The following is a 25212-nucleotide window of genomic DNA, read 5'->3' on the forward strand; positions in this document are numbered from 1 at the left end:
CGCCGCCCCAAACCTTCCCCCTTCGGAGCTGCTAGATGACCTCTCTCATCCAGCTTGTGCGACGTGCCAGTGTTTTGCCGGTCATCGTAGCGAGCATTGCCCTTTTCATCCTGATGGTAATGACATTCTGCGACGTCATTTTCCGATCGGTTTTCAACAACCCGATTGAAGCCGCGACAGAACTGACACGCATCCTGATGGCCATTCTGGTCTTTTCAGTTTTGCCAATCATTTCGGTCAACAACGGACATATCGCAGTCGACCTGACTGATGGAATTTTCAACCGCCTGCGCCTGAGTCGCATACGTGATGCCATCATTTATCTGGCAAGTGGTGTGATGCTGTTCTGGCCTGTACAGCGGGTCTGGATTCTGGCGGAACGCGCGCGCGACTACGGCGATGTCACCGAATACCTGTCGATCCCAACCTACCTGATCGGATGGTTCATCACCGTTTCGGTAGCCATTACAGCGATCGTCATGATCATCACCGGTCTTCTGCACCTGTTCGCCCCCAAAGCTTTGACGGAACCCACTCAATGACCGCAGCACTTATTGGATTTACACTTGTTCTGGTTCTGGTGCTGCTGCGCCTGCCCATCGTCTTTGCCATGGGGCTGGTTGGCACCCTTGGCTTTGCTTACGAGCGCGGAGGCTCGATCTTTGATGAACGTGGCCTCAAAGCTGCCATGTCGATGGTCGGTCGCCAGATCACTGACACCGCACAGGATTACGGCTTATCGGTCGTTCCCTTGTTCATCCTGATGGGACTGTTCGTAAACAAAGGTGGGATGGCCCGCGAGCTTTATGCAGTATCGAACGCCTTTCTGGGTCATATGCGCGGCGGAATTGCCATGGCTACAGTTGCAGCCTGTGGTGGATTCTCAGCCATCTGCGGCTCTTCTCTGGCAACCGCGGCGACAATGTCCAAAGTAGCCATGCCGGAAATGCGCCGCTATGGCTATACGGATGAATTGTCGACCGCTTCCATCGCTGCCGGTGGCACGCTGGGCATTCTGATCCCGCCATCGGTCATTCTGGTGATCTATGGCCTGCTGACCGAAACATCGATCGGTAAACTGTTCATGGCCGGGATCATCCCGGGCATCCTGGGCATCCTGTTTTACCTCTTTGCCGTGCGCTGGACCGTCTGGCGCAATCCCGAAGCAGGTCCAGCAGGAGAACGTGCCAGCTGGGCTGAGCGCCTGCGCGCGCTGGGTTCGGTCTGGGCCGTGTTGTTGCTGTTCTTCCTGGTGATCGGAGGTCTGTATGGCGTGTTTGATTTCGAGCCCCTGAACCTGACGTTTTCACCGACTGAGGCTGCAGGTATGGGCGCTGCAGGTGCATTCCTGATCGCCCTGTTCCGCGGTGGCCTGACCGTGGGTTCAACATTCGAAGTTCTCAAGGAAACCTGCTTTACCGCAGCGGCACTGTTTGCCGTATTGATTGGCGCACAGATCTTTTCGAACTTCATCAACCTCGCAGGACTGCCCGAAGCGCTGATCGCACTTGTTACGGCCTATGATGTTTCGCCCTTCGTCGTGATCCTGATGATCCTTGGCATCTACATCATTCTTGGCTGCGTGTTTGAATCACTGTCCATGCTTCTGCTGACCGTCCCGATCTTTTTCCCGCTGGTTACGTCACTGGGCTATGATCCGATCTGGTTCGGCATCGTCGTCGTCGTCGTTACCGAAATCTCGCTGATCACACCGCCGGTTGGCCTGAACGTGTTCATTCTGAAAGGCGTGGTCGGAGATGTATCCACCGGCACGATTTTTCGGGGTGTCACCCCGTTCTGGGTAGCCGATATCTTTCGCCTGGCGTTGATCGTACTGGTCCCGATTGTGGTACTATACCTGCCCCAACAGATGGGTGCGCTGGGTCACTAAGACCGGGGCGGTCCCGGCGACCGTCCCACAAATCCTAATTCATGAGACATGCCGCCTTTGGTGGCATGAAAGGAACAGGAGCATCCAATGTCTCTGCAACAGATTTCCAGTTTTGCCGCCGGTCAGTGGGTCGCGCCCGGAAACGGCGCACGTACGATCGCTTCGGCCATCACCGGCGAACCCTTTGCAACCGCTGGCAATTCAGCACTCGACGTGCAGGCAATGCTGGAATTCGCACGTAATACCGGCGGCCCTGCACTGCGCCAAATGACGTTTCATCAGCGCGCCAAGATGCTCAAGGCCCTGGCGCAAACTCTGTCAGGTCATAAACAGGCGCTTTACGATCTGAGCTTTAACACGGGTGCGACGCAAAACGATCATCTGATCGATATTGATGGTGGCATCGGCACGATGTTTGTCTTCGCCTCAAAGGGACGACGCGAGATGCCGGATGGTCATGTCTATCTGGATGGCGATCTCGAGCAACTGTCGCGAAACGGAACGTTTCTTGGGCAACATATCTGCACACCGCTGCACGGTGTCGCGATCCATATCAACGCATTCAACTTTCCGGTTTGGGGTATGCTGGAAAAGCTTGCCCCGACCTTGCTGGCGGGTGTCCCTGCCATCGTGAAACCAGCCACCAACAGCTGCTATGTAACCGAACTGGCCGTTCGGATCATGCTGGACAGCGGCATACTGCCTGCAGGCGCGCTGCAACTGGTGTCAGGCGGGATAGGTGACATGCTGGATCATCTGACCTGTCAGGATGTGGTCAGCTTTACCGGTTCGGCAGACACAGCCTTAAAACTGCGTCAGAACCCGGTGATCCTGAACAACTCGGTTCGTTTTGTGGCCGAACAGGACAGTCTGAACGCTTCGATTCTTGGGCCAGATGCTGTGCCGGGTACACCCGAATTCGATCTGTTCGTCAAAGAAGTCTCTCGTGAGATGACCACCAAGGCCGGGCAGAAATGTACGGCCATCCGCCGCATCATCGCTCCGGATACGCAGGTGGAAGCGGTGATCGAAGCTTTGTCTGCGCGACTTGCCAAAACTACCATTGGCGACCCCCGATTGGAGACAACACGCATGGGTGCGCTGGTCTCGAGCGGACAAAAGGCGGATGTGCTGGCCAAAGCCGATATCATCGGTCAGGAGGCCGAGCGTGTTTTTGGTGACCCCACTGCTTTTGACGTCGATGGAGCGGATACCAAGAACGGTGCCTTTGTCCCGCCAATGCTGTTCCACTGTGCCGACCCCGACAACGCCCAGCGCGTCCACGACACCGAGGCCTTCGGGCCCGTTTCGACAATCATGGGATATCGGGATCTGGATCATGCCATTGCGATCGCCAATCGTGGGCAAGGATCGCTGGTGACCTCATTGATCACACATGACACCGAAGTGGCACAAAACGTTGTCATTGGAACAGCGGCGTACAACGGGCGCATCTATATCAACGACCGAGACTCGATGAAGGAATCGACCGGCCATGGTTCCCCCCTGCCACATATGGTGCATGGTGGCCCCGGCCGCGCGGGTGGTGGCGAAGAAATGGGCGGTGTGCGCGGTGTTCAACACTATATGCAGCGCACGGCCATTCAGGGTTCGCCACGGATGCTGTCATCGCTTGGCAAAAAGTGGGTTCCCGGTGCGCCCGAGATCCAAGGCCCGGCACACCCGTTCACCCGCAAATTCGGCGAATTGAGCATTGGGGAAACGCTGAACACAGCCTCGCGCACGATCACACTGGATGACATCGAGCATTTTGCTCATTTCACCGGCGATACGTTCTATGCCCACATGGATGACGACGCCGCCGCACGAAACCCGTTCTTTCCCGGTCGGGTTGCGCATGGCTATCTGCTGCTGAGCTTTGCAGCGGGATTGTTTGTTGAGCCGAACGAAGGCCCGGTTCTCGCGAATACCGGACTTGACGGCCTGCGCTTTATGAAGCCGGTTGTCGCCGGAGACAGCATCAAGGTGCGGCTGACGGTCAAACAAAAGACCCAGCGTACTGACGAGTATGGCGAAGTTCGCTGGCACGTGACCCTGACCAATCAGGATGATGAGATGGTGGCAGAGTATGAATTGCTGACCATGAATGCCTATTGAGCCATTCAAAACTCAGCGCGGGCGAATGTGTTTTTCTTATTCGCCCGAACGCTTTAAACTGGTTGCATGACCAGTGAGCAAAGGTGGTTCGATACCGCAGTATCTGAATTGGCGGACCCGCAAAACCAGCGGGTTTGGTCCATCATCGTATCGTTGTTCGGCGATCTGGCTCAGAAACCTGCAGCACAGATATCAGGCGGGGCACTGACCCGAATAATCGAGCCGATGGGGATCAAGCCCGAAGCAATCCGCGTGGCTGTGCACAGGTTGCGCAAAGATGGCTGGATTGAAAGCGATCGCATTGGCCGCGTATCGCGACACTACCTTACCGAATACGGGCGGTCACAATCTGCGATGGTGACACCACGCATTTATGCGCGCGATCACATCCCGGCTGAGCGCTGGCACTTGCTCATCGCCGAAGAAGGGACAGGAACGCGGGCATTGGAAGACGTGATGCTCAGCCGCGACTATACCCCGATTGGCCGGAATGTGGCCTTGGGCGCGGGTACACCGCCCGATGATCATGACGATCTGCTGGCTCTGGAAGTTTCAGCGCAGGATACACCCAAATGGGTGCAGGACCGGCTGTGTACGCCCGAGATGCGCGAAGCCTGCCGCACCCTTCATGAAGCGCTGCGACGCGTGTCGCAAAGCCGTCCAGCTGGCTGGAAGCCTTCGCCATCTGAAATTGCGACTCTGCGTACCCTAATCGTTCACCGTTGGCGGCGCGTAGTGTTGCGGCAGCCTGATTTACCCCAGACCTTTTACCCCGCAGACTGGCGCGGCCCCGCTTGCCGAGCCGAGGTGTTCCGCCTGCTCGACACTCTCCCCCGACCCGATCTGGATGAACTCAACCAATCCGGGTGACGTCACGGCAGACTATTCACGTGCCGATCTATGCTCCTATCCTTTCTCTGTATCCGGGCTGAACGTCTTGGGAGGGGCGTCCTTGCATGCAACACGAAACCGATATGCTGATCGTCGGCGCCGGATTTTCTGGGCTCATCATGGCAATCGAGGCCAGCAAACGCGGGCTCACCGATATCACCATCCTGGAAAAGGCCGGTGATATCGGTGGAACATGGCGTGAGAACACCTATCCCGGGGTAGCTTGCGATGTGCCTTCACATCTCTACTCCATGGCGACGCATCTCAATCCAGACTGGAGCCGTGCCTATGCCGGAGGTGCCGAGATCCTGTCCTATCTGCAGCGTGTAGCCAAGGAAGAAGGGTTGTATGACCTGTGCCGCTTTCACACCGAACTGAAATCCGCCAGATGGGATGGTAGTGCATGGCAGGTAGAGACATGTGACGGACATCGGTGGAAAGCCCGTTTTCTGGTCTCGGCCATCGGCGCCCTGCACATACCCAGCATTCCGAACATTCCCGGCGCGGACAGCTTTCCCGGACCGTGCTTCCATTCCGCCGAATGGGATCACGCCGTTGCGCTGGATGGCAAGCGTGTCGCCGTCGTTGGCACGGGCGCCTCGGCGGTTCAATTCGTTCCGGAAATCGCAAAGGTTGCCAAACAGGTCACCATCTTTCAGCGCACCGCCCCTTATGTCCTGCCCCGACCTGATGGCCCGATCGCGCCCTGGGTTCGACGCCTTTACAGACGTCTCCCACTGCTGCCGCGTATTCGTCGCAAGCTGATCTACACGCTGTTCGAATTTAGGCATCGCGTGTTCCGGGGTGAAAAAGGAGCGGTTGATTTTGCCATGAAGATGTGGCGACACGCGCTGGAAAACGCCATTCCTGATGCGTCGAAACAAAAGATACTCACCCCGGATTACCGGATTGGCTGCAAACGTATCCTCAGTTCGAATGACTGGTACCCTGCCCTTGCGCGCGACAATGTCGAAGTGATCCCACACGGGGTTGCCTCAGTCGAAGGAAATCAGATCACTGCAGCGGATGGCAGCCAGTTTCACGCGGATGTTCTGATCTGGGGCACAGGCTTTCACGTGACAGATGCAGTTCAGAGGCTGAACATCACAGGTGAGGACGAGCTGACCCTTCGCGATGCATGGGCAGATGGCATGCAGGCCAATCTGGGCACCGCCATCGCGGGCTTTCCCAATCTCTTCATTCTGCTCGGCCCGCATACTGGACTGGGGCACAATTCCGTCGTTCTGATGATCGAAGCGCAGGTGAGCCATATCGGTCGGGTTCTGGACGAGATGCAAAAGAACGGCATCCGCACTATCGTGCCCGATGGGCATAAACAGGCTGAGTTTACAAAAGAGATGCAGGACCGACATACCGACAGTGTCTGGCAGGCGGGCGGTTGCACCTCATGGTATCAGGATGCCAACGGGCGCAACACAACGCTGTGGCCAGGCACCGTAGCCGAGTTTCAGAAACGCATGGCGCGCTCTGGTCTTGAGCAATATCATGCGGTGAACCCACAGTCCGGAGATAGCTGAGATGACAGTATTGCTGACAATCGCCCTGCTTATCGGAGTGTTCCTGATCGGAGCAAACCTGTGGACCCGCAGATTGACCCGGCAAGGCATCGCAACCGTGCCGCAGATGGGGCAAATCGTACCCGTCAATGGCGGTAGCATTCATTATGTCGAAAAGGGTGAACCCGGAAAACAGGCAATCCTGATGATTCACGGGCTGACGGGGCAGTTGCAGCATTTCACTTATGCCCTGATGGACCAGCTCGCGCAGGACTATCATGTCATAGCGGTCGATCGACCTGGCTGCGGTTATTCAACCCGCGACGATGCAAGCCTTGGCACCCTGACCGAGCAGGCGCGCATGATACATGAGTTCATGCAGAAAAAAGGCATCAGCGATGTGGTCCTCGTAGGTCATTCGCTTGGTGGTGCCGTATCGCTGGCGATGGCGCAGGCCTACCCCGATGATATCAAGGCGCTGGCATTGCTGGCTCCGCTGACGCATCGGATGCCTGGGCCTCCGGCGATTTTCAAACCGCTTGAGATCCGCACCGAATGGCTGCGCAATCTGATTGGCAACACCATTGCTGTGCCATTGGCAAAAAAGACGGCACCCCATGTCATCCACGAGGCTTTTGCGCCTGAAGCCGCCCCATCGGATTTTCTGGATCGGGCAGGTGGCGCACTGGGGTTGCGTCCGTCTGCATTCATCACCGGATCGCAGGATGTGATCGGCATCGAGGCAAGTATCGACGGGGTAAATCAAGGCTACAAAGATCTGCGGGTACCGGGCGGTATCCTTTACGGTTCCGACGATCCAATCCTGTCTCCCGCCCAACATGGCGTACCGATGCAGCAATTCGGACTTTCTTACGAACAGCTAGAAAATCGAGGCCACATGATCCTGATTACCGCGCCGAACGAATGCGCGACTTTCATACGAAACGTTCTGGATGCCACGCAGACTGAGAAACCTAAGGCAGGAAATCGGTGACGATTCAAAACTTGAAAGAATCCGGAACAAACTTGGTGTTTCCCTCTTGACCCCCCCAAGCCTCTCCCTTAAATCGCCTCTCACCGTGGCGGAGTAGCTCAGTTGGTTAGAGCAGCGGAATCATAATCCGCGTGTCGGGGGTTCAAGTCCCTCCTCCGCTACCAAATTTCCCTAAATTGTAACGACACCGCATAGTATGAACCGCCGCTATGTGGAGTGCCTATCAACAGATCGATAGTATTTGTTGCGCAGGGAATTCTGACTGTTTCTGCTGATCTGCCAGAGCTCAGATATTCTCGACCGATCTGTCTCTGACACCAGTCGTTTCTGCAGCTTTCGGCGTTCGCGAAGAAAATCGGCCTTCGATCCTGTTTCGAAGCTTGCTCACTCTGCGGCGCACCACCTGTGCCATGTCCACGAAGGGGCGGAAATAGATATCCGAAATGCGCGACGCATGAGCCTCGGAAGGTTGCAGACCGAACTTGAGGCGGCTGTCCTGCTCGGACAAATGCAGAGATCCGAACAGCCAATCCCAGACCGCAAAGGCCACGCCAAAGTTCTTGTCATGATGCTCGCGCGCGATCGAGTGATGCACCTGATGCTGCGCCGGCGAGATGAGGATGTGCTCCAGCCAGTGCCAGTAGCGGATCGAGATATGAGAATGCCGCAGGTTCGAACCTGTCATGTGGAAGACAAAGGACATGACGTTCACGCCAAGCACCGTATAAAGGTCTACCGCGCTACCAAACAGGAACAGGAAAACCGCCATTGTCGTCCCCTGTGCAACGGCACCACGGAGACTATAGAGAATGCCCTCCAACGGGTGCGTTCGATACACCGTGATCGGCGTCATCGTTTCAGCCGAGTGATGGGTTTTGTGGATGGCCCACAACAGCGGCCAATGATGCATCCAGCGATGAACCAGATATTTGGTGAAGTCATCGACGATAAAGATAGTCGCCGTGAACAACGCGACGATTACGCCCGTCGGAGCATCCGAGAACACGCCCCTTTGCAGGAATGCAATATCATGCAGCGCATAGTACAGGGCGGTCGCAATCGCCAACTGCGATAAAAGCAGCGGCGAAATGAACATTGTGAACACCCGATTGATCACGAAAATCTTGTAGTCAGCCTTTGCTGATGGCGAAAAAAGGATTTTGCGATCGAATATCTGATGCAGCGCCAGCTTGAAAGAAGATCTGCGTACCGCAACCAGCCAGACCAGAGCAATCAGAACGGTCAAAATCAAATACCCCAAAAAAACACGTTTCTTGGGATTGGAAAAATCTGCAAGGACAGAGCTTATTTGCTCGAGTAAATCCAAGGGATGCCTTTCGGCCAAAAATCCGGCAGCACCATTTACTGCACTGCCGGATCAGGGTCAAAAGACCCTTAGTCGTTTTCTGCCGAGGCGTTCTCGCCCAGCTTTTCAGCCAGTGCTGCCAGATCCGCAGTCGCGTCATTCGCACGCGATTCGATACCGAACGTGTCGATCAGCAGTTTCTGAACTTTCAGCATGTTGACCTGATAGTCATCCAGCGTCATTTCGCGGCCGCGGACAAAGTTGCCATCGGCATCGATGTCGGACACCATCTTGCCGTCAGGCATCGCCGGACCGAAACCGATCAACCAGTTCAGATCGATAGCAGTGGCACCCAGGTTGTTTTTGCCCGACTGCAGAGCCATCGAGAACCCTTTGAGCTCGCCCCAATGCTTGGCATAGTTGCGCAGCGCCTTGTCGGTGTCTTCACCCGACTTGATCTTGTCGATGTCCTTGTAGACCGAACCAGCATACTTGAAGGTCGCTTCTGCCAGCGTTTTTTCCCAGTTCGTCTCGATGATGTCGGCGTAGTTTTTCAGCTCGGCACGCTGTCCATCGGTCAGAGCTTCGCCATTTGCAGATGCGATCAGCGCACGGCCATCACGGAACGCGTTGAAGATGGTGTTCATGTACTGGGTCGACTGGGTGCCACCCTTGTCTGCGCCCGCGGCGTAGTATGCCGGGCCAAAGACCATCTCAGTTTTCAGGTCGATGACACCGTCACCGTTTGCGTCAGCAGCAGCCATGTCTTTTTGCTTGGACACGCCATAGTTCTGCTCAGGCGACAGGCTTGCCGAGTGGGCTGCGGCACCGAAGTAACCGAACGCTTCGTCCCACGAATGCTCTTTACCGGTGTAATGAGCGCCTTCTTTGTAAGGCTTGTCATTCGGTTTGTTGTCGGCTTCCAGCTTCTCGTCGAGATAGTTGTCGACGGCCTGATTGTAAGCCATCGCACCCAAAGTGAACTTCGAGATCAGCTGACCCCAGTCCATGCCGTTCACCGGATCATAACCCTGGTTAGAGGCTGCTGCCATTTTGATCATCTGCAGTGCAACGTCGACACCAGCCTGATTGCCGGGCCATGCCGTCATAGCGCCTTTGTAGAACTTGCCCGAGATGTTTTTGCCTTTGGAAATTTCATTCACAGTCGATTGCTTGACCGGGAAACCGTCTTTGGAGGCAGGCGCGATGATGACCAGGTCTTCTTCAGAACCGTTGAAGTAAGACAGCATCAGAGCTTCGACTTCGACCGCGTTGTTGCCGCCATCGCCCTTGCCGGCTGCTTTCTTCAGGCTGTCATGCAGCACATGGCGCGCGATCTGGCCGGAGTAGGATACCGAGTCAGTCTTGTCGCCTTCATAGCCTTTAACGGTGACCGGGAAGGGACCGTATGATTCCTGAGCCAGCGCCGCGCCGCCGACGAGCGTAGCTGCGATGATCGCAGAAGTGAGTTTGAGTTTTGATTTGAGCATAGGGGTCCCTCGGTTATTGTCCGACAAAAGGAGTCGGAAAATTTAATCTGATCTTTTTAGTCAGCTTAAGCCCCGAGATGTCAAGCCCTATTGAGCGCAAACACCATCATGTTAGCGCCAATGAACCTCAAAGCTTGTGCATTAACAGCTTCCCCCTAATGAGAGGTATCGCTGAGCAAGTCTCCCACCTCGCTACCTCAGCTCCCGGGAGGCGCTCGATGAACTTTCAGGGAAATCACGGAGCAAATAAAAAGGCCCGCCAAATGGCGGGCCTTACCGATTTAGCAATACAAATCAGTGCACCACAGCATCATCGGGCCGTGGACGTTCAGATGTACCCAAACGGTCGCCGATGATCAGGCCGTCTGTACCTGCGGTTACCGGAACGGTCTCGCCGTCTTTAATCTCACCAGCCAGCAACGCTTCGGCCAATGGGTTCTGCAAGGCGCGCTGGATCACGCGTTTGAGCGGACGCGCACCAAAGACCGGATCATAGCCTTCGTTCGCCAGCCACTCCTTGGCACCATCGTCCAAAACCAGCTCGATCTTACGGGCGGCCAGACGTTTCTGCAGGCGCGCCATCTGGATATCGACGATGCCATCCATATCGGCCCGCTTGAGGCGGTCAAAGATGATGGTCTCATCCAGACGGTTCAGGAACTCGGGCCGGAAATGCGCCCGGACCGCGTCCATAACGTCACGTTTCGCCTGTGCACTATCCGCACCTTCTGGCAACTGGCTCAGCGCCTGAGACCCAAGGTTCGACGTCAGGATGATCAACGTCTGCTTGAAGTCCACGGTACGACCCTGACCATCGGTCAAAACGCCATCGTCCAGAACCTGCAACAGCACGTTGAAGACATCCGGGTGCGCCTTTTCGACCTCATCGAACAGCACGACCTGATAGGGTCGGCGCCGCACGGCTTCGGTCAGCACACCGCCCTCATCATAACCGACATAGCCCGGAGGGGCGCCGATCAGACGGGCGACGGCGTGTTTCTCCATGAACTCGGACATGTCGATGCGCACCATCGCGTTGTCGTCGTCGAACAGGAAGTTCGCCACGGCCTTTGTCAGTTCGGTCTTACCCACGCCGGTCGGGCCGAGGAACAGGAACGAGCCCAACGGCCGACCCTCGTCATTCAGACCTGCACGCGCACGGCGTACGGCGTTAGCGACAGCGGTCACCGCCGCATCCTGACCAATCACGCGGGAATGCAGATCATCTTCCATCCGCAGCAGTTTCTCACGCTCGCCTTCCAGCATTTTCGAGGTCGGGATACCGGTCCAGCGTTCGACCACCGAAGCTATCTGTTCCGGGCGCACCGTTTCCTCGGCCATCATGGCGTTGCTTTCGGCGTTCTCGGCCTCGGTCAGCTTTTTCTCAAGCTCGGGGATGACGCCATAGGACAGCTCACCCGCTTTGGCGAGGTTACCTTCGCGCTTGGCGATCTCCAGATCAGCACGCGCCTTGTCGAGCTGCTCCTTCAAATCACGCGCACCGGCGAGCTTGTCGCGCTCGGCCTGCCATTGGGCGGTCATCTCGGCGGATTTCTCCTGCAGATCAGCCAGATCCTTTTGCAAGGTTTCCAGGCGATCCTTGGATGCCGCGTCGTCCTCAAGCTTCAGCGCCTCTTCCTCGATTTGCATCTGCAGGATCTGGCGATCCAGCTGATCGAGTTCCTCGGGCTTGGAATCCACTTCCATCCGCAACCGCGACGCCGCCTCATCGACCAAATCGATGGCTTTGTCGGGCAGGAAGCGGTCGGTGATATAGCGATGCGACAGTGTCGCCGCCGAGACCAACGCCGAGTCCGAGATGCGCACGCCGTGGTGCAACTCGTATTTTTCCTTGATGCCGCGCAGGATGCTGATCGTGTCCTCGACCGTCGGCTCGGTGACCATCACAGGCTGGAACCGGCGCGCAAGGGCCGCGTCTTTTTCGACGTATTTGCGGTACTCATCCAATGTGGTCGCACCGATACAATGCAACTCACCCCGGGCAAGCGCAGGCTTGATCAGGTTCGCCGCATCCATTGCGCCGTCGGATTTACCGGCACCAACCAGCGTGTGCATCTCGTCGATGAACAGGATGATCTCACCGGCGGCCTCAGTGACCTCGGTCAGAACGGCCTTGAGGCGTTCTTCAAATTCACCGCGGTACTTCGCACCAGCGATCAGCGCGCCCATGTCGAGTGCGAGCAGTTTCTTGTCCTTCAGCGATTCTGGCACGTCACCGTTAACGATGCGCAGGGCCATGCCCTCGGCAATCGCGGTTTTACCGACGCCCGGCTCACCAATCAGAACCGGGTTGTTCTTGGTGCGGCGCGACAGAACCTGCATCGAGCGTCGGATTTCTTCATCGCGCCCGATGATCGGGTCGATCTTGCCCTCAGCCGCAGCCTCAGTCAGGTCACGCGCGTATTTCTTGAGCGCGTCATAACCCTCTTCCGCCGATGCGGTGTCAGCGGTGCGGCCCTTACGGATGTCATTGATCGCTTCGTTCAGTTTCTGTGCGGATACGGCACCGGCTTCCAACGCCTCTTTGGCCTTGGATTTCACCATACACAGCGCCATCAGCACCCGCTCGACGGGCACAAAGCTATCGCCAGCTTTGGTGGCGATCTTTTCGGCTTCGTCCAGAACCTTGGCCGTCTGTCCGTCCATGTAGATCTGGCTTGCATCGCCACTGACCTTGGGAATCTTGGCCATTGCGGCGTCCAACGCCTCGACCACGCGGATCGGCGCACCGCCCGCGCGGGTGATCAGGTTGCTGGCCAGCCCCTGATCGTCATCCATCAATGCTTTCAATATATGTGTGGGCTCCAGCCTCTGGTGCCCCTCGCGCAGCGCAATGGTCTGCGCCGCCTGCACGAAACCCCGTGCCCGCTCGGTGAACTTGTTCAAGTCCATAGCATTCTCCTTTTTCTAAGCGCCCTAATTTCGCTGCGCCCGCTTGGCGGCACGCTTCGGTCTGGGCCTCGCATTCAATTTGGGAAATATCTTTGCTGCTTCAAGAGGCTAGACCACAGAAACCGGGATTACTTGCGAGGTATTGTGTAGACGGTATAGCCTCCGGTTTCTGCCACTTGCCGGGCATCATACATATCCACCAATGACTGAGCCGCATTGCTGCCCGTTGGACAGGAAACCAGGTCTGCCGTATGATCCAGGAAATTGACGGTAAAGGCTGTTTCACCCGTCACCTGACACCAATCATCCGCTGATCTGTAACCACGAACCAGATTCAGGTTGTCATTGGTTGGTGGCGGTGCCGGATCTACGATCACATCCGGCACCGGGTATGCCGTGTTCTCTTCACAAGCAGCCAGGGCAATGGCAATTCCAAGTAAAGCCAACTTCTTCAACTTCTGTCCCTCCATCAAATTCATTTTGCGGGGACCATAGCACATGTCGCCATCCACGACGTGACATAGATCACGGATGCATGGACAGAACGGCCGGAACCCGCTAGGACGCAGACGTTTGTCAAAAAGGAGCCTGCCCCATGTCCGATGACCGTCTGATCGTTGCCCTCGATGTTCCGAACGCCCTGCAGGGGCTGGCCATGGCCGAGCGGCTGGGCGACAGCGTCTCTTTCTACAAGATCGGACTAGGCATGTTGACCGGCGGTGGGTTGGCACTGGCCAATGAACTGAAGCAGGACCACGGAAAACGCATCTTTCTGGACATGAAGCTGTTCGACATCGGCAACACTGTAGAAAACGCGGTACGGGGTCTGGCCCAGTTCGACTTGGATTTTCTGACAGTCCATGGCGACCCGCATGTTGTACGCGCCGCGAAAGAAGGCGCTTCGGGCAAAGACCTCAAGATTCTGGCCGTGACAATCCTGACTTCGCTGAACCGGGATGACCTGGATTCCAGCCTGTTGAAAGCGGGCGACGTGCAGGAGCTTGTAGTTGAGCGTGCCGCCAAGGCCTTCGAAGCCGGAGCGGACGGCGTCATTGCAAGCCCGCAGGAAGCAGCCCTGATCCGCGCCCTGCCCCAATCGGAAGGCCGTCTGATCGTGACACCCGGCGTACGCCCTGCCGGAGCGGCTTTGGGAGATCAGAAACGCGTTGCTACCCCCGCAAGCGCGATTGGCGACGGGGCCGATCATATCGTTGTCGGTCGTCCAATTTATCAAGCACAGGACCCAAAAGCGGCAGCAGAAGCGGTTCTGAACGAGTTAAATTCACTGACACATCACTAATTGAGTTCGCAGACTCAGCCTCAAATTTGGCTGTAAAAGCGCCCTCAACCAGTTGACCTTACGTCAGTTTTTAGGCGTGCCGCGCCAAATCGTCTCTGTGCCCGAAAACACACATGAAAAAGGCGAGTTTTAGCAAGATCGGCTTCGAACTATCGAAATTGGCGAATTTGAGCGATTCTGTACTCGGAACACTCCCCAACGGACCGTATCTTCCTGAGGTCCGTTACCTCCCCCCGCAAACGCGGGGGGTCTTCTTGTTAGGGCATCGATCATCGGCAAAGTACACGGCGCATCTTTGATCTGCCGGTGTTGGTGATATACCCTCGGATATCTTGCTTCCCTACCACGCCCGCATTGCGCAGAAGGAATAGGATGCCCGGTCTTTGCCGAGATTGTTTGACCCTGATGGCCGAAGAACGTCGTTGTACGTCCTGCGGCAGCCCGCGTGTCAAAACACATCCAGAACTCTTTGACCTGACCATCGCACATATGGATTGCGATGCTTTCTATGCCTCGGTTGAAAAGCGCGACAATCCCGAACTGGCGGATAAACCGGTGATCATAGGAGGCGGCAAGCGCGGCGTGGTTTCAACCGCCTGCTATGTTGCCCGTATTCGTGGGGTGAGATCGGCCATGCCGATGTTCAAGGCGTTGCAGTTGTGTCCAGATGCCGTCGTCATCAAACCCCGGATGTCGATCTATGCGGGTGTCTCGCGCCAGATCCGCGCGATGATGGATGAACTGACACCGGACGTAGAGCCGTTGTCGCTTGATGAGGCTTTCATGGACCTATCCGGAACCGAGCGCCTGCATGGCGCGCCACCTGCAGTGATGCTGGCCCGGCTGGTCAAACGAATGAAGGATGAATTGGGGCTGACCGGTTCGATCGGGCTGAGCCACAACAAGTTTCTGGCCAAGGTTGCCTCTGATCTCGATAAGCCACGTGGATTTTCAGTGATCGGCAAGGCCGAGACGGCATCGTTTCTGAACGACAAACCCGTAAGGCTGATCTGGGGGATCGGGCCAGCGGCGCAGGAATCGCTGGACCGGGCGGGAATTCGAACATTTTCAGATCTGCTTCGATGGGATCAGGAGGCTCTGACCGCACGCTTTGGATCGATGGGTTATCGGCTTTGGCATCTGGCGCGCGGACAGGACAAACGCCGGGTGTCTGCCCATGAACCCATGAAATCCATCAGCAATGAGACTACTTTTTTCGAAGATACCGCCAGCCTCGATATTCTGGACGGGCACCTGTGGCGCATGTCCGAAAAAGTGGCAGATCGGGCTAAAGCAAAAGGCCTGGCCGGTCGCGTCGTGACACTCAAACTTAAAAAGGCCAATCACAAGATCCTGACACGAAGGGTTTCACTACGCGATCCCACCCAGATCGCTGATCGGATTTATCGCACGGCGCGGGGCTTATTTGATCAGGTTGGAGATCAGGGGCCCTATCGGCTGCTGGGATGTGGTATTTCCGATCTTTGCCCTGCTGATCAGGCAGACATATCCGGTGACCTGTTGGATCCGGGTGCTGCGCAGCGGTCAAAGGCCGAACGCGCAACGGATGAGATTCGGCAAAGGTTCGGAACCGAAGCTATCGTAAAAGGACGTTCGCTGCGTTAAACACTATTCTGCAGCAAGCCGAACCGGTTGAGCGCCGATACAAGCGATTTCGGCAACGACATCGCGCAAAATCTCTCTGAACTCTTCAAAGTTCGCATTCGGCTCGATCGTTTCCTCATCCATATACAACGACCGATCAATCTCGATCTGGATGGCGTGCTGTTGGCGTCCCGGCCGGCCATATGTCTGAGTGACGTAGGCCCCCGCAAAGGGCGCATTCCGCGCCACATTCAGTCCTGCTGAGGCAAAAGCCGCTTCAATCTGATCGACAATAACACCTGATGCCGAAGCCCCGAACCGATCCCCCAACACAATGTCCGGCTTATTGCCGCGCGCATTGCCCGAGATCGCGACCGCTTCATGCGGCATGGAATGACAGTCGACCAGGATGGCTTGCCCGAATTCTTCGTGCGATTCGGCCAGCAATGACTTCAGTCTCGCATGATAAGGGCGCCAATAATTGTCGATCCGCAACCGAGCCTCATCCATGGTCAGCTTACCGCGATAGATCGCGCGCCCGTTTGCGACGACACGGGGAATCACACCAAGTCCCGAGGCGACACGGGGATTATGCCCCTGACGGCGGGCCCCTTGAATCAGCGCCGGATCCAGCTCTTCTGCACTGCGGTTCAGATCGAGATAGGCGCGTGGCATCGCTGCTTTCAGAAATGGGGCGCCAAACTCAGCCGCCGCATCGAACAGCTGATCAACGAATGCATCCTCAGAGGACCGAATCACGTTTCGGTTCAAAACCGTTCGCTTCATCAGCGCTGCGGGGTAGTCCCGGCCACTATGAGGTGAGGAAAACACCACGCATGAGGTGCGCTTGGCGGGCATTTCCAATCCGTAGGCTGAGTTCTTCATGGGTTCTCCTTGTTCCTTCCGAACATAGACCGGAAAATAGTTCTTCCAAACCCCTTGATCCCCCCAACGACTCCTTTTATAGACCCCGCTACCGGCGCGGGGTTCCGCGCCCCATTTCGTTATGGGGCAGGTCACGCAAAGGTTTCGTGGGCGGTTAGCTCAGCGGTAGAGCACTTCGTTGACATCGAAGGGGTCACAAGTTCGATCCTTGTACCGCCCACCATCGTTTCACTGTTCCGGATTTCCGGGGCACCCGCTAACCCAGGCGCTGGCCACGTCTTTTGATGAAGGCGCCGCAAAATGGAGACAGACCCATGAAGGTCAAGAACTCGCTCCGCTCGCTCAAGAACCGGCACCGTGATTGCCGCGTTGTGCGTCGCAAAGGCCGCGTCTACGTTATCAACAAGACGCAGCGCAAGTTCAAAGCTCGCCAGGGCTAAGAACTGCACATATCGATTTAAAAGAGCCGCGCCTTCGAGCGCGGTTTTTTTCTGCGTGCTGACATGACAACTCCGCCCTGGCTGCACAAGCATTTGCTTGTAACTGATGTTGGGCCGCACAAAATCGCCAAAAGCCTTTTTTAAACCGATCCGCATTGAGGAAACCTCTGCTTGAAACACCTTGCTTTTTCGCTTTGTTTATTGCTCCCCACTGCCGGAGCAACTGATCCGCTTTTTTCCAACTCAGTCGTGTCCAATGATATCGAGTTCATCTCATCTGAGGATGAAAGTGCATTCTATTGCCTTCATTACTTTGGCACTGACTCCAGAGAGATGCCGGACAAACGCAAGGACGGGTTACTCGTTGACGATGTCCATATTTTCGAAGCCTGGTTTCTGGATGGGACCGCAATCCAGCTGTGGGTCCATCCGGACTTTCGCAACACTTTCGCGGCAACCCTTGCTGCCCAGAAACTAACCGGGCCGCTTGGCCATCTACCATGGTTCATGCGCGAAAGGCTTGACCATGTGGTTGTTCACAAAGGCGACGAAACCGCATTTGCTGAAGATCGCGGGCGCTTTTTCGTAGTTTACGATAGGAATATGGATAAGCGTATTTCAACCCATGATCTGGAAGAGACGGTCTTTCATGAGTCCGTGCACGCAACCATGGATGTCCCTATCGCACACAGCGCAGAGTGGCGAAAGGCGCAGGCAGCGGACAAGGGTTTCGTGACGACTTATGGCGCTTCGTTTCCAGAACGCGAGGATTTGGCAGAAACCGCGCTTTTTGCTTTCGCGTATTTCCAGCATCCAGAACGCCTGCCCGACCAGTTGCGCAGCGATTTGGAGACACTGGCGCCAAATCGACTGGCCTTTCTTGAACCGTTCTTTGGACCGACTCAACCTATTCAAAGAAATCTTGATGGGCTGAAGGACTGCACTCACTAGCCTTAAAGAGTTCCTGTCGGGATCTGAACGGTAGCACCATTCGTCAGGTCGCGACGATTTGGCCATCTATTCTGACTGGTCTTTCTTGCTTTTTTGGCCGATTTGTATAATTGAGCAAATTACTCGGGATACACCCCGTCACGAGTTACAATGTTGGGATATACCATGCTGAAATCCACTACCTGTATTGCTGCCGCTCTGACGACACTGATCGCCACATCGGCCATCGCCGATGGCGAGTTGAACCTGTATTCGTCGCGCCACTACGACACGGACGAGCGTCTGTATTCCGATTTTGAAGAAGCCACAGGCATCCAGATCAACCGTATCGAAGGCAAGGCCGACGAGTTGATCGCGCGGATGGAAGCCGAGGGCGCGAACTCTCCGGCAGACGTGATGCTAACCGTAGACACTTCGCGCTTGGCACGGGCTAAAAATGCCGGCCTGCTGCAGGCGATCGACAGTGAAGTTCTGGAAGAACGTATTCCTGCCAACCTGCAGGATGCCGACAATGAATGGTTCGGCTTTTCACAGCGTGGCCGGATCATCTTTTATAACAAAGACAACGTGACCAACCCGCCCGCGACCTATGCTGATCTGGCTAAGCCCGAATACAAGGGCAAGATCTGCATCCGGTCCTCTGCCAACGTTTACAACCAGACTCTGCTGGCCTCGATCATTACCCACGAGGGTGCTGACGCGGCTAAAACATGGGCCGAAGCCATCGTCGACAACATGGCGCGCGAGCCGCAGGGCGGCGACACCGACCAGCTGCGCGGCCTAGTATCGGGTGAGTGCGATATCGCGGTATCGAACACCTATTATTTTGTCCGCTCGATCCGCAAAGATGTCAAAGGTCTGTCTTCGGAGCGTGAGAAGATCGGCTGGGTTTTCCCCAACCAGGACAGCTATGGCGCACATATGAACCTATCAGGTGCTGGTGTTGCAACCAACGCGCCGAATAAGGAAAACGCGATCCTGTTCCTTGAGTATCTGGCCAGTGATCAGGCGCAACAGTATTTCTCGGCAGGCAATGACGAATTTCCGGCGGTCGAAGGTGTAGAACTGGCGGAAACAGTAAAGACGCTGGGCGACTTCAAAGCGGATGAGGTGAACCTATCAGAGGTTGCCACGAACCTTCCCGAAGCGCAGAAGATATTTAACGAGGTAGGCTGGAAGTAATCCAGACACAAACCCGAGCAGTGGAAGGGTGCAGGTTCTCCTGCACCCTTTTTCTATTGCCACACCATGTTTTTCAGATACTATTTTCATATCTGGAAATGATTCTCTAAAATGAACGATGCTTGATGACCTTTCAAATCGCCTCGCCAACCGTCTGAGCGAACTGCGTCAGAGCCGTGGCTGGTCTCTGGACCAACTGACCGAACACAGCGGTATCAGCCGCGCCACACTGTCCCGCATGGAGAAGGGTGACGTCAGCCCCACCGCCGAAAGCCTTGGCCGTTTATGTGCAGCCTACGGCCTGCCGATGTCCCGATTGCTCATGATGGTCGAAGACAGCTTTGATCCCAAAGTTCCGTTTGAAAGGCAGATCGAATGGCGGGATCCTGAAACCGGCTTCACGCGTCGATCAGTTTCTCCACCCGCAGCGGGGTTAAGCGGCGAAGTGTTGGAGTGTCACCTGCCCCCCGAAACAACCATCTCATATGATGCGCCCCCCAAACCCGGGCAGGAACACCACCTTATCGTACTGGACGGAGTGCTTACACTGACAGTCGATGGCACGTCACACATGCTGAGCGGTGGCGACTGCCTGCGCTATCATCTGTCAGGCCCTACCCGGTTCGAAACCAACGCTGGACGTGGCGCACGGTACATCCTGGTGCTGATATGATTACACGCCTGAATACTGACTACTTTGACACGGCTCTGAATGATCTGAGCGATATTTTGCATGCCTGTGTTCAGACCGGGGCAAGTATCGGTTTTATTCTACCTTTCTCGAAGGAGGACGCTGGCAGGTATTGGCAAGAGCGGGTTCGCCCCGATCTAACATCTGGCACGCTTGATCTGTTTGCAATCTATGATGAGGGGCGCGTCATGGGCACTGTGCAACTCATCCCGGCTAGCATGCCGAACCAGCCACATCGTGCAGATGTAGCAAAGTTGCTTGTCCACCCCGAGGCGCGCCGTCGAGGCTACGGCCGGGCACTGATGAATGTACTTGAAGAACGCGCAAAAGAGCTTGGGCGGTCTATGCTTGTGCTGGATACGCGTAGCTCCGATCCATCGCGCATCTTTTATCAGAGCCTTGGCTTTCGGATCGCAGGTGAGATTCCGAACTACTGCCGCAACCCATTTGAAGACAGGTTGGAGCCAACAACTTACATGTACAAAGATCTGAACTAGCTCGGTCAGGGGTGTGCTCAAAAACACTTGCCTCCGTCAGAGATTTTCACTCAAATCTTCCGTATGAGTAATTCCGGATCCCAACCCGATACTGCAGCAGAGGTCAAACAAAGGCGTGAAGCGGACAGTATGGTGCTGGCCGTGGTGCGCACCGAGCTGGCCAACAGACGCACCTTTTTGGCCTATGTAAAAACTGCGCTGGGTCTTGCGATCGCGGGTTTTGGCCTGATGCATTTTTTCGACGCGCAATCGATGCAGGGAAACCTTGGACTGATTGCCATTCCAATCTCAGGCCTGATCCTGATCATCGGAGGTTGGGACTATTTGCGCACCAAGCGCCTCATAGAGGCCGAAAAGCGCGATTCCGGCGTTGAATAAGAGGGCTGCACTAGTCTGCGCTGCTCGCAAATTATCCTGTTTGAACGTTCAGATTTGATGATGACCACTTACGTGGAATGACGACTTGTACCCACAAGTTAAACTTACTAAAACAGTCAACATAATTTTGGTCGTGCATGCGACCCTTGCCAGCGGGCCACTGATCTCCCAGTCGCCAAGCCAGCGCCTCCAGAAAACCACTCAGAGATGGGAAAGCCCATGACGGAACAGGCGCTTATGGCACCCGAACAAATTCGTGCTGCGCATGCAGATAACCCGGGTCGACGTGACCGCGATCTTGCCGAGTCTCTTGGAATCGCCGAAGCGCAGCTGGTCGCCGCCTTCGTTGGGCAGAACGTCACGAGAATTATGGCCAGCCTTGATGATATCTTTTCACGCCTGAACGGGCTGGGTGAGGTGATGGCTTTGACCCGAAATCCGCATTGCGTGATTGAGAAGGTGGGCCAGTACGACAACTATCACTCCGGTGCCCATGCTTCGATGGTGCTGACCGAAGATATCGATCTGCGCATGTTCCCCAGCCATTGGGTTCACGCCTTCGCGGTTGAGCGCGCAACCGACAAGGGGACACAAAGATCGCTTCAGATCTTTGATGCTGCTGGTGACGCGGTGCACAAAATTTATCTGCGCGACGGCTCGAACCTGGATCATTGGCATACCCTGGTTTCAGAACTGAAATCCGAAGATCAGTCGCAGGTGCTGGACGTGTCGCAACGCCAGCCGACCGAAGCACCCAAGGCCAATCTGGACAAGGTTGATGCGCTGCGAACCGAATGGGCAAAGATGACCGACACCCATCAGTTTCTGCGGCTGACTTCAAAACTGAAGATGAACAGGCTGGGCGCTTACCGCATCGCCGGGGAGCCTTTGGCCCGCGCTCTGGAGCCAGGCAGCGTTACGACCATGTTCGAGCAGGTCCGGGATCAGGCCCTGGAAGTCATGGTCTTCGTTGGCAATCGCGGGTGCATCGAGATTCATGGCGGGCCAATACATACCCTGAAGCAGATGGGGCCATGGTTCAACGTGCTCGATCCACGGTTCAACCTCCATCTAAGATCTGATCGCATCGCCGAGGTCTGGGCTGTTACCAAGCCCACCCAACGCGGCCCTGCCGTATCTGTCGAAGCATTCGATTCCGATGGCGGTCTGATCCTGCAGGTATTCGGCCGTCGTTCCGGGGAAAACGACCATCGCCCCGCCTGGGACGAACTTGTCGCTGGATTGCAATCACTGGCAGTAGCGGAGCCCGCGCAATGAGTATGACCAGCAGATTCCTGAGCCGTACTACCCTTTTGGTCGGTCTCACCTTTGGCACACATCAGGCAATGGCCGAGGAAACAGAAGCCAACAAGATCGTCTCGATTGGCGGCTCGGTCACCGAAATCATTTATGCTCTGGGCCAACAAGACAGGCTGGTCGGAAGGGACCGTACCTCCAGTTATCCGCAGGAAGCGTCGGAATTGCCCGATGTCGGCTACATGCGCGCACTGACACCCGAAGGCGTTCTGTCTGTAGCACCCGACATGATCGTCTCCGTCGAAGGATCAGGACCACCCGAGGCAATTGCGGTTCTCAGGGAGGCCGGTGTCGAATACGTCGAAGTGCCACATGAATTCAGCCGCGACGGTGTCGTCGAGAAAATTCGCGCAATCGGCGCGGCGCTGGGCGAAGAAGAGGCGGCAAACGCGCTGGCTGAACAGGTTGGTGCCGAAATAGATGCGGCCCACTCTGCCGCCATCGAAGCAACAGGTTCTGACCGGGCACGGGTCCTGTTCATCTTGTCCATTCAGGATGGCCGGATAATGGTCGGCGGATCAGGCACTCAGGCCGACAGCATCATCTCACTCGCCGGCGGCGTAAACGCGGCCGCCAGTTTTTCGGGATACAAACCCATTTCGCCCGAAGCGATGGCAACCGCAGCTCCGGATGTGATCCTGATGATGGATCGCCAAGGCGGTCACGCGACACCGGATGAAGAGCTTTTTCAGATACCATCAATTGCGCTGACACCAGCTGGCCAGAACAAGAGGCTGATACGGATGCAGGGTCTTTACATACTGGGGTTCGGACCACGCACGGCAAATGCGATCAGCGACCTTTCTAAAGCGCTTCAAAACAAGCAGGGCCTATGAGCATTGCACTTGAGCATGATGAACTGATCAAACCACCAAAGGACCGCCGCGCAACCGCACGACGCGTAACGTTTGCGTTGTTTTTGCTGCTGTGTCTGGTCAGTGCCATCAGCCTTTCGATCGGAGCATCCGAAGCTTCGCTCCGCGCGACCATCTCTGACCTGATTTCAGGCCGTGAAGTTTCCGACCTGAACCGGATCGTCTTGTGGGATATCAGACTGCCCAGATTGGCGATGGGCATGCTGGTCGGAGCCGCCCTAGCGGTGTCAGGCGTGGTCATGCAAGGCCTGTTCCGCAACCCGCTGGCCGACCCGGGAATTGTCGGTGTCAGCGCCGGAGCGGGGCTTGGTGCGATCTCAGCGATCATCCTGGGAAGCTATCTGCCCGCCGCCATATTGAGCGTGGTTGGCAATGGTCTTGTGGCCGTTGCCGCGTTCCTTGGTGGATGGGCATCGGTCCTTATCCTCTATCGTGTTTCGACCCGGCGCGGGCAGACTTCGGTCGCGACGATGTTGCTGGCCGGTATCGCCCTGGGAGCATTGTCGGGCGCGGTATCGGGTGTTTTGGTCTATATGGCCGATGATCAGCAACTGCGTGATCTGACCTTTTGGGGCATGGGCTCGCTTGCCGGTGCTACATGGATCAAAGTGGTGACCGTGGCGCCAATCATTCTGATAGCGGTGATCAGCACCCAGTTTCTTGCACGTGCTCTGAACGGAATGGCGATGGGCGAAGCTGTCGCGCATCACATCGGAATACCTGTACAACGCAGCAAGAATCTGGCGATCCTGGCTGTGGCAGCTGCAACCGGAGCAGCCGTCGCAGTTTCGGGTGGCATTGGGTTTATCGGGATCGTCGTACCGCACCTTCTGCGGCTGGGAACAGGTCCCGATCACCACAGATTGCTGATGAATTCAGCGCTGCTGGGCGCCAGCTTGCTGCTTTGCGCGGACATGATCAGCCGCGTCATCGTTGCACCGGCTGAACTGCCTATTGGTATCGTCACTGCAATACTCGGAACACCTGTATTCCTGTGGATTCTGCTGCGGCGCCACGGAACGATGGGGATGTAGAAATGGAAGCGACAAACATCCGCGTGACACTGGGCAGAAAGGAAATTCTGCATGGCATCGACTTCAAGGCAGAACCGGGAAAGGTTACGGCGATTATTGGTCCCAACGGATCAGGTAAGTCCACCTTGCTCAAGACGCTGTCGGGCGAAATTACGGGCGCGGGAACGATAACGCTCAACGGGTCTGACATCTCATCCCTGCAGCCATGGGAACTATCCCCGATGCGGGGTGTCCTTCCACAAGCCTCATCCGTTGCCTTTCCCTTCACCGTGCTCGAGATCGTTCGGCTTGGGCTAGCGCGCGGGTTGGCCGGTGCAGATGAACACTTGCCGATTCAAACGCTGAAGCATGTCGACCTAGCCGGGTTTGAAAACCGATCCTATCAGGAGCTGTCGGGGGGCGAGCAGCAGCGTGTGCAACTGGCCCGCGTTCTCACGCAGGTTTGGGAAACTCCGGACAGTTCCGAGACCAAGTGGCTGCTGCTGGATGAACCCGTCGCCAGCCTGGACATCGCCCATCAGTTCACGGTCCTCGATATCGCCCGAGATTTTGCATCGCGAGGCGGCGGTGTGGTGGTGGTCATGCATGACCTCAATCTGACCGCACTGTTCGCGGACACTATCTATGTGCTTTCGCAAGGCCGCGTTTGGGGATCGGGTGCACCATCGGAGGTTTTGAACGACGACATGATGCGGGATGTTTACGGCATCAATTTGCAGATGAACAAAACACCCCCGACTCAGGTGCCCTTCGTACTGCCACAGGCCATGTACCAGAACACCTGACAGACCTAGTTTGATCGCGATCACCTGCATTCAGGACCGCGACCCTACACGTCCTGATATCAAAATCCTGTTTATCGCGGATAGCAGCCAAAACTGCCCCCACGGCTCAACGCAAAGTGCATTGCATTCTGCGCGGTTTGCTCCTATGCGTC

General features: G+C 56.1%; 23 protein-coding genes and 2 tRNA genes. 20 read left to right on the top strand and 5 right to left on the bottom strand.

Annotated elements, in window-relative coordinates; translation table 11 throughout:
• Window positions 1-35 precede the first annotated feature (35 nt).
• The 7 genes from ACR0CW_RS13415 to ACR0CW_RS13445 all read left to right on the top strand — a co-directional run bounded on the left by ACR0CW_RS13415 (window position 36) and on the right by ACR0CW_RS13445 (window position 7575).
• Window positions 36-542, top strand: a complete 507-nt coding sequence (locus ACR0CW_RS13415; RefSeq protein WP_170334307.1) for a TRAP transporter small permease — start codon at window positions 36-38, stop codon at window positions 540-542.
• Entirely contained in the window at window positions 539-1891 is a 1353-nt protein-coding gene (locus ACR0CW_RS13420) for a TRAP transporter large permease (RefSeq protein WP_155148746.1), read from the top strand. Before ACR0CW_RS13415 ends, ACR0CW_RS13420 begins: the two co-directional genes overlap by 4 nt.
• A gap of 87 nt (window positions 1892-1978) precedes the next feature.
• The gene (paaZ, locus tag ACR0CW_RS13425; protein ID WP_480788176.1) at window positions 1979-4009 is read left to right on the top strand and encodes a phenylacetic acid degradation bifunctional protein PaaZ; all 2031 of its coding nucleotides are present in this window, start codon (window positions 1979-1981) and stop codon (window positions 4007-4009) included.
• Between the two features lie 66 nt (window positions 4010-4075).
• Window positions 4076-4879 (top strand): PaaX family transcriptional regulator C-terminal domain-containing protein, encoded by an 804-nt coding sequence (locus ACR0CW_RS13430; RefSeq protein ID WP_480788177.1) that lies wholly within the window; start codon window positions 4076-4078, stop codon window positions 4877-4879.
• Window positions 4880-4965: 86 nt separating this feature from the next.
• Window positions 4966-6438, top strand: a complete 1473-nt coding sequence (locus tag ACR0CW_RS13435; RefSeq protein WP_480788178.1) for a flavin-containing monooxygenase — start codon at window positions 4966-4968, stop codon at window positions 6436-6438.
• A gap of 1 nt (window position 6439) precedes the next feature.
• The gene (locus tag ACR0CW_RS13440; protein ID WP_480788179.1) at window positions 6440-7411 is read left to right on the top strand and encodes an alpha/beta fold hydrolase; all 972 of its coding nucleotides are present in this window, start codon (window positions 6440-6442) and stop codon (window positions 7409-7411) included.
• A gap of 87 nt (window positions 7412-7498) precedes the next feature.
• Window positions 7499-7575, top strand: a tRNA-Met gene (locus ACR0CW_RS13445).
• A 122-nt stretch (window positions 7576-7697) separates the two neighbouring features.
• Here the strand turns inward: ACR0CW_RS13445 and ACR0CW_RS13450 are convergent.
• From ACR0CW_RS13450 to ACR0CW_RS13465, 4 genes are all read right to left on the bottom strand, one after another.
• The gene (locus ACR0CW_RS13450) at window positions 7698-8663 is read right to left on the bottom strand and encodes a sterol desaturase family protein (RefSeq protein WP_480788180.1); all 966 of its coding nucleotides are present in this window, start codon (window positions 8661-8663) and stop codon (window positions 7698-7700) included.
• Between the two features lie 143 nt (window positions 8664-8806).
• Entirely contained in the window at window positions 8807-10207 is a 1401-nt protein-coding gene (locus ACR0CW_RS13455; RefSeq protein WP_480788181.1) for a DUF4856 domain-containing protein, read from the bottom strand.
• Window positions 10208-10501: 294 nt separating this feature from the next.
• On the bottom strand, window positions 10502-13120 hold the full coding sequence (gene clpB / locus ACR0CW_RS13460; RefSeq protein WP_480742333.1) for an ATP-dependent chaperone ClpB: 2619 nt from the start codon (window positions 13118-13120) through the stop codon (window positions 10502-10504).
• Window positions 13121-13248: 128 nt separating this feature from the next.
• Window positions 13249-13575 carry a hypothetical protein gene (locus ACR0CW_RS13465; protein WP_480742334.1) on the bottom strand — a complete coding sequence of 109 codons (327 nt, stop codon included), beginning with the start codon at window positions 13573-13575 and terminating at the stop codon, window positions 13249-13251.
• A 140-nt stretch (window positions 13576-13715) separates the two neighbouring features.
• On the opposite strand from ACR0CW_RS13465, the gene pyrF reads away from it, so the two are divergent.
• Window positions 13716-14420: an orotidine-5'-phosphate decarboxylase gene (gene pyrF / locus ACR0CW_RS13470; protein WP_480788182.1), complete on the top strand. Its 705-nt coding sequence runs from the start codon at window positions 13716-13718 to the stop codon at window positions 14418-14420.
• A 372-nt stretch (window positions 14421-14792) separates the two neighbouring features.
• Entirely contained in the window at window positions 14793-16046 is a 1254-nt protein-coding gene (locus ACR0CW_RS13475) for a DNA polymerase IV (protein ID WP_480742336.1), read from the top strand.
• Window positions 16047-16049: 3 nt separating this feature from the next.
• On the opposite strand, the gene ACR0CW_RS13480 is transcribed toward ACR0CW_RS13475, so the two are convergent.
• Window positions 16050-16910: an N-formylglutamate amidohydrolase gene (locus ACR0CW_RS13480; protein ID WP_480742337.1), complete on the bottom strand. Its 861-nt coding sequence runs from the start codon at window positions 16908-16910 to the stop codon at window positions 16050-16052.
• A gap of 148 nt (window positions 16911-17058) precedes the next feature.
• Between ACR0CW_RS13480 and ACR0CW_RS13485 the strand changes: the two genes are divergently transcribed.
• The 11 genes from ACR0CW_RS13485 (at window position 17059) to ACR0CW_RS13535 (ending at window position 25060) form a co-directional block, all read left to right on the top strand.
• Window positions 17059-17133 (top strand) — tRNA-Val (locus ACR0CW_RS13485).
• A gap of 91 nt (window positions 17134-17224) precedes the next feature.
• A complete protein-coding gene (gene ykgO / locus ACR0CW_RS13490) occupies window positions 17225-17350 on the top strand; it encodes a type B 50S ribosomal protein L36 (RefSeq protein ID WP_005648635.1) in 126 nt (41 codons plus the stop codon).
• 249 nt (window positions 17351-17599) lie between these two features.
• Window positions 17600-18301 (top strand): hypothetical protein, encoded by a 702-nt coding sequence (locus ACR0CW_RS13495; RefSeq protein WP_480788183.1) that lies wholly within the window; start codon window positions 17600-17602, stop codon window positions 18299-18301.
• A 165-nt stretch (window positions 18302-18466) separates the two neighbouring features.
• Window positions 18467-19483, top strand: a complete 1017-nt coding sequence (locus tag ACR0CW_RS13500; RefSeq protein ID WP_155148730.1) for a Fe(3+) ABC transporter substrate-binding protein — start codon at window positions 18467-18469, stop codon at window positions 19481-19483.
• Between the two features lie 118 nt (window positions 19484-19601).
• Window positions 19602-20156 carry a helix-turn-helix transcriptional regulator gene (locus ACR0CW_RS13505; RefSeq protein WP_155148728.1) on the top strand — a complete coding sequence of 185 codons (555 nt, stop codon included), beginning with the start codon at window positions 19602-19604 and terminating at the stop codon, window positions 20154-20156.
• A complete protein-coding gene (locus tag ACR0CW_RS13510; protein WP_480788184.1) occupies window positions 20153-20671 on the top strand; it encodes an N-acetyltransferase family protein in 519 nt (172 codons plus the stop codon). The genes ACR0CW_RS13505 and ACR0CW_RS13510 overlap by 4 nt, the downstream gene beginning before the upstream one ends.
• A 63-nt stretch (window positions 20672-20734) precedes the next feature.
• Window positions 20735-21049, top strand: a complete 315-nt coding sequence (locus ACR0CW_RS13515) for a DUF202 domain-containing protein (protein WP_480788185.1) — start codon at window positions 20735-20737, stop codon at window positions 21047-21049.
• Between the two features lie 219 nt (window positions 21050-21268).
• Window positions 21269-22327: a hemin-degrading factor gene (locus tag ACR0CW_RS13520; RefSeq protein WP_480788207.1), complete on the top strand. Its 1059-nt coding sequence runs from the start codon at window positions 21269-21271 to the stop codon at window positions 22325-22327.
• A complete protein-coding gene (locus ACR0CW_RS13525; RefSeq protein WP_480788186.1) occupies window positions 22324-23202 on the top strand; it encodes a heme/hemin ABC transporter substrate-binding protein in 879 nt (292 codons plus the stop codon). Before ACR0CW_RS13520 ends, ACR0CW_RS13525 begins: the two co-directional genes overlap by 4 nt.
• A complete protein-coding gene (locus tag ACR0CW_RS13530) occupies window positions 23199-24275 on the top strand; it encodes a FecCD family ABC transporter permease (RefSeq protein WP_480788187.1) in 1077 nt (358 codons plus the stop codon). Before ACR0CW_RS13525 ends, ACR0CW_RS13530 begins: the two co-directional genes overlap by 4 nt.
• A gap of 2 nt (window positions 24276-24277) precedes the next feature.
• On the top strand, window positions 24278-25060 hold the full coding sequence (locus tag ACR0CW_RS13535) for a heme ABC transporter ATP-binding protein (protein ID WP_480788188.1): 783 nt from the start codon (window positions 24278-24280) through the stop codon (window positions 25058-25060).
• Window positions 25061-25212: the final 152 nt, after the last annotated feature.

The sequence above is a fragment of the Ruegeria sp. CH6 genome, assembly GCF_056537005.1.

What these genes read in the sequence shown, in the direction of transcription:
- ACR0CW_RS13415 (WP_170334307.1), top strand. Translation starts at nt 36, where the DNA reads ATGACCTCTCTCATCCAGCTTGTGCGACGTGCCAGTGTTTTGCCGGTC.
- ACR0CW_RS13420 (WP_155148746.1), top strand. Translation starts at nt 539, where the DNA reads ATGACCGCAGCACTTATTGGATTTACACTTGTTCTGGTTCTGGTGCTG.
- paaZ (WP_480788176.1), top strand. Translation starts at nt 1,979, where the DNA reads ATGTCTCTGCAACAGATTTCCAGTTTTGCCGCCGGTCAGTGGGTCGCG.
- ACR0CW_RS13430 (WP_480788177.1), top strand. Translation starts at nt 4,076, where the DNA reads ATGACCAGTGAGCAAAGGTGGTTCGATACCGCAGTATCTGAATTGGCG.
- ACR0CW_RS13435 (WP_480788178.1), top strand. Translation starts at nt 4,966, where the DNA reads ATGCAACACGAAACCGATATGCTGATCGTCGGCGCCGGATTTTCTGGG.
- ACR0CW_RS13440 (WP_480788179.1), top strand. Translation starts at nt 6,440, where the DNA reads ATGACAGTATTGCTGACAATCGCCCTGCTTATCGGAGTGTTCCTGATC.
- ACR0CW_RS13455 (WP_480788181.1), bottom strand. Translation starts at nt 10,207, where the DNA reads ATGCTCAAATCAAAACTCAAACTCACTTCTGCGATCATCGCAGCTACG.
- clpB (WP_480742333.1), bottom strand. Translation starts at nt 13,120, where the DNA reads ATGGACTTGAACAAGTTCACCGAGCGGGCACGGGGTTTCGTGCAGGCG.
- pyrF (WP_480788182.1), top strand. Translation starts at nt 13,716, where the DNA reads ATGTCCGATGACCGTCTGATCGTTGCCCTCGATGTTCCGAACGCCCTG.
- ACR0CW_RS13475 (WP_480742336.1), top strand. Translation starts at nt 14,793, where the DNA reads ATGCCCGGTCTTTGCCGAGATTGTTTGACCCTGATGGCCGAAGAACGT.
- ACR0CW_RS13480 (WP_480742337.1), bottom strand. Translation starts at nt 16,910, where the DNA reads ATGAAGAACTCAGCCTACGGATTGGAAATGCCCGCCAAGCGCACCTCA.
- ykgO (WP_005648635.1), top strand. Translation starts at nt 17,225, where the DNA reads ATGAAGGTCAAGAACTCGCTCCGCTCGCTCAAGAACCGGCACCGTGAT.
- ACR0CW_RS13500 (WP_155148730.1), top strand. Translation starts at nt 18,467, where the DNA reads ATGCTGAAATCCACTACCTGTATTGCTGCCGCTCTGACGACACTGATC.
- ACR0CW_RS13505 (WP_155148728.1), top strand. Translation starts at nt 19,602, where the DNA reads ATGCTTGATGACCTTTCAAATCGCCTCGCCAACCGTCTGAGCGAACTG.
- ACR0CW_RS13510 (WP_480788184.1), top strand. Translation starts at nt 20,153, where the DNA reads ATGATTACACGCCTGAATACTGACTACTTTGACACGGCTCTGAATGAT.
- ACR0CW_RS13515 (WP_480788185.1), top strand. Translation starts at nt 20,735, where the DNA reads ATGAGTAATTCCGGATCCCAACCCGATACTGCAGCAGAGGTCAAACAA.
- ACR0CW_RS13520 (WP_480788207.1), top strand. Translation starts at nt 21,269, where the DNA reads ATGACGGAACAGGCGCTTATGGCACCCGAACAAATTCGTGCTGCGCAT.
- ACR0CW_RS13525 (WP_480788186.1), top strand. Translation starts at nt 22,324, where the DNA reads ATGAGTATGACCAGCAGATTCCTGAGCCGTACTACCCTTTTGGTCGGT.
- ACR0CW_RS13530 (WP_480788187.1), top strand. Translation starts at nt 23,199, where the DNA reads ATGAGCATTGCACTTGAGCATGATGAACTGATCAAACCACCAAAGGAC.
- ACR0CW_RS13535 (WP_480788188.1), top strand. Translation starts at nt 24,278, where the DNA reads ATGGAAGCGACAAACATCCGCGTGACACTGGGCAGAAAGGAAATTCTG.